General features: G+C 62.7%; 4 protein-coding genes. All 4 read left to right on the forward strand.

Annotated elements, in window-relative coordinates:
• Positions 1–468: DUF4162 domain-containing protein (locus tag B3F77_RS14750; RefSeq protein WP_293605687.1), on the forward strand; the 468-nt coding region annotated here is incomplete at its 5' end.
• Positions 468–1,424 carry an ABC transporter ATP-binding protein gene (locus B3F77_RS14755; RefSeq protein ID WP_293605688.1) on the forward strand — a complete coding sequence of 319 codons (957 nt, stop codon included), beginning with the start codon at positions 468–470 and terminating at the stop codon, positions 1,422–1,424. The genes B3F77_RS14750 and B3F77_RS14755, both read left to right, overlap by 1 nt.
• Positions 1,421–2,557 (forward strand): ABC transporter permease, encoded by a 1,137-nt coding sequence (locus B3F77_RS14760; protein ID WP_293605689.1) that lies wholly within the window; start codon positions 1,421–1,423, stop codon positions 2,555–2,557. Before B3F77_RS14755 ends, B3F77_RS14760 begins: the two co-directional genes overlap by 4 nt.
• Positions 2,558–2,564: 7 nt before the next feature.
• Positions 2,565–3,698 carry an ABC transporter permease gene (locus B3F77_RS14765; RefSeq protein ID WP_293605690.1) on the forward strand — a complete coding sequence of 378 codons (1,134 nt, stop codon included), beginning with the start codon at positions 2,565–2,567 and terminating at the stop codon, positions 3,696–3,698.
• Positions 3,699–3,879: the final 181 nt, after the last annotated feature.

Genomic DNA, 3,879 nt, shown 5'->3' on the forward strand with positions numbered 1-3,879 from the left:
CTGCTGCTCGACGAGCCGACCACCGGCGTTGATCCGCTGTCGCGGCGCGAGTTCTGGCAAATTCTCTACTCGCTGCGCGGTGAGGGCGTGGCGATGCTGATCTCCACCGCCTATCTGGACGAGGCCGAGCGCTGCGACCGTCTCGCCTTGATGCACGCGGGAACGATGATGTACTGCGACACGCCAGCGGGGCTGAAGGCTCACATGCCGGGGGCGATGTTAGAGCTTGTCGCTGCCGATCCGCGCCGGGCGCGCGACACCGTACGTGCGCTGCCAGGGGTGCAGGGTGTGCTGCTTGTTGGTATTGGCGTCCATGTCCATGTTGATGGGCCTGAGCGTCTGCCGCAGATCGCTGCGGCACTGGCGGCAGGTGGTGTTGCCGTGAGCGCGATCGAGGAGGTGGAGCCGACCATCGAGGATCTGTTCGTCGCCCTGCTTGAGCAGGAGAGCGTGAAGGAACATGCCTGATGAGCGACAGCCAGGCGCAGATCATTGTTGACGGGCTGGTCAAGCGCTTCGGAACATTCGTGGCTGTTGACACCGTGAGCTTTTCTGTGGGGCGCGGCGAGATCATGGGTTTCATTGGCCCCAACGGCGCTGGCAAATCGACCTTGATCCGCGTCCTCTGCGGCCTGCTGCGCCCCAGCGCCGGGCGGGCGCTGGTGGCAGGCATTGACGTTGCGCGCGACCCGGAGGCGGTGCGCCAGCGCATAGGCTACATGTCACAAAAATTCTCGCTCTACAACGACCTAAGCGTGGTCGAGAACCTGCGGTTTTTCGGCGGTATTTACGGCGTTAGACGTGCTGACATTGCCGCGCGACTGCGTTTTGCCGTCGACATGGCCGGTCTGGCCGGGCGTGAGAATGCGCTGGTCGCGACCCTGGCCGGCGGGTGGAAACAGCGTCTCGCACTGGGTGCTGCCATCCTGCACCGGCCGGCCATCGTCTTTCTCGACGAACCGACCTCAGGCGTCGACCCCAGCTCACGCCGGCGGTTCTGGGATCTGATCCATGCCCTGAGCGAAGAGGGCGTCAGCGTTTTGGTGAGCACGCACTACATGGACGAAGCCGAGTATTGCCACCGTATCGCGCTGATCAACCGCGGCCGCCTGATCGCCCTCGGTACGCCGCAGGAATTGAGGCAGAGCTCGCTCGGTGGCGAATTGCTGGCGTTGGAGGGCGATCGTATTGGCGATGCCGTCGCGCAACTCGAAACAGCGCCCGGCGTGCAAGACGTGGCGATGTTCGGGAGTGCATTGCATGCGCTGGTGGATGACGCCGCGGCGCGTTCGCCCGAGTTGCTGGCACGCTTAGGCGCAGCGGGCTTTGTCGGTGCGCGCGTGCGGCGCATCGAGCCGTCGCTCGAAGACAGTTTTGTGCACCTCGTCGGCGCCAGCTCGGCGCAGGCAGGGGGTGCATCGTGAGATGGCGGCGGGTCAAGGCGATTGTCGTCAAGGAGAGCCTGCAGATCGTGCGCGACCCACGCAGTCTGATGATCGCGCTGCTGATCCCGCTGCTGCAGATGTTCCTGCTCGGTTATGGCGTCAGCCTCGACGTCAAGCATATCCCGCTCTGCGCCTACGACCGCGAGGGCAGCCAGGAGTCGCAGGGCTTGCTACGCCGTTTCGCAGCCTCTCCATATTTTGCGCTGCAAGGGCTTGCCGGCAGCTACGCCGAGATTGGGCGCAGCCTCGATACCGGCCGTTGCCGCGTGGCCATCGTGATCCCGGCCGGATTTTCCAAGGGGCTGGCCGATGCCGGCGAGGGCGTGGTGCAGGCGTTGCTTGATGCGACCGACACGAACACGGCGAACCTTGCCGCCAATTATGCCCGCGCTGTCGTCGCCGGCTATTCCGCCGACGTGCAGCTCGATGTCATCCAGCAAAGAGGTGGCAGCGTGCAGACACTGACGCCGGTCGAGGTGCGGGCGCGGGTGTGGTTCAACGAGGATCTGGTGAGCCGCAACTTCATCATACCGGGGGTCGTTGCCCTGGTCATGGCCATCGTCGGCTCACAACTGTCCTCGCTCACCATCGCCCGCGAGTGGGAGCGCGGGACGATGGAGCTGCTGGTGTCAACGCCGGTCGAGCCGATGGAGTTGATGCTCGGCAAGCTGCTGCCGTATTTCGTCGTCGGCATGGTCGACGCGTGTATCTGTCTAGCTCTGGCGGTGTTCTGGTTCGAAGTCCCTTTCCGCGGTATGCTTGCAGCGCTCTTCTTCACCACCGGATTGTTCCTTACGGTGGTGCTGTGCATCGGCTACTACGTCTCGGTGTCGATTCGCAGCCAGGTTGGGGCAAGCCAGGTGGCGCTGGTGCTGACGATGTTGCCGACGACGCTGCTCTCCGGTTTTTCCTTCCCCATCGATCAGATGCCGGCGGCGGTGCAGGCTTTCACCTACCTGGTCAGCGGCCGCTACTACGTGACCATTCTCAAGGCGCTGTTTCTCAAGGGCGCGCCCTGGGGTGAACTGGTGTTGCCGATTTTTTGCCTGGCGCTGTACGCGATGGTGATGGTGGTGTTGGCGGCACGCGCCTTCCGCAAGACGCTCGATTGAGTCGGCCATGATCGGACGCATCTTCCATCTACTGCTGAAGGAGTTCCTCGAACTGAAACGCGACAAGTCGGCGCGCTTGCGCCTGTTGGTGCCGCCGGTGCTGCAGATGTTGCTGTTCGGCTACGCCGCGACCTTCGAAGTATTCAATGTGGCGACGGTTATCCTCGATCAGGACCAGACGCAGGAGAGCCGGGCGCTGGTAGCGGATTTCGTCCATAGCAGCCGCTTCAAGCTTGTCGCCGACGCGACCGAGCGCCGGCATGTGCAGGACGCGGTCGAAAGCAGCACGGCACAGCTCGGCATCGTCGTGCCGCAGGGCTTTTCCGAATTGTTGCGCAAGGGACAGAGTGCGCCGCTGCAAGTGCTGGTTGATGGCACTAATTCCAACACCGCCCTGATCGCGCTCGGTTACGTCGGCCAGATTTCCGGCGCCTTCGGCCAGACTTACGCGCAGGACCTGGCGCAACGCACCGGCCGCGCGCTCGGCCGGCCGCTGGTGAACGTGAATCTGCAGGAGCGCTACTGGTACAACCCTAATCTCAACAGCCGCTGGTTCTTTGTTCCCGGTCTGATCGGCACGCTGACCCTGATTACCATCGTCAATCTCACCGCCTTTGCCATCGTCCGCGAACGCGAGGTGGGGACGCTCGAGCAGCTTCTGGTCACGCCAATCCAGCCGATCGAGTTCATCATCGGCAAGACGCTGCCGTTCTTTCTCATTGGCCTGATTGAAGTGTCGCTCGTGGCGATGGTCGGCATGCTCTGGTTTCAGGTGCCTTTCAAGGGCAATCCGATGGTGCTGCTGCTCGGTACCTGCCTCTTCCTGTTCAGCGTGCTCGCCATCGGCCTCTTGATTTCGACCCTGTGCAAGACGCAGCAGCAGGCTTTTGCGTCGAACTTCTTCGTGCTCAATCCAATGTTCATTCTCTCGGGGTTCAGCTTCCCGATCTCGAGCATGCCCGATGCCTTGCAGTGGCTCACTTACCTTGATCCGCTCCGCTATTTCCTCATCATCATCCGTGGCACCTATCTCAAAGGCGTCGGCATTGACGTTCTCTGGCCGCAGATGGCGGCGCTGGCAGCGCTAGGCCTCGGTTTGTTTGCGCTCGCCGTGCTGCGCTTCCGCAAGTCACTAGACTGAGCGGGGTGCGGGCGAGCGCCGTTCGGTCAACCGGGTGATCGCCCTGATGCCGAGCGTGGTGACAGCGTGGAGGCATTGAGCCGACTGCCCGCTTTCGTGTGGAGCGAGTGACTGCAACGGGTCTTGGATTCAATCACTCGCCATCACCGAATGACTCCTTTCAGTGTGCGCCGTGAAAGGC

It is taken from the genome of Polaromonas sp. UBA4122 (genome assembly GCA_002381615.1).
Lineage (GTDB): Bacteria > Pseudomonadota > Gammaproteobacteria > Burkholderiales > Burkholderiaceae_C > Polaromonas.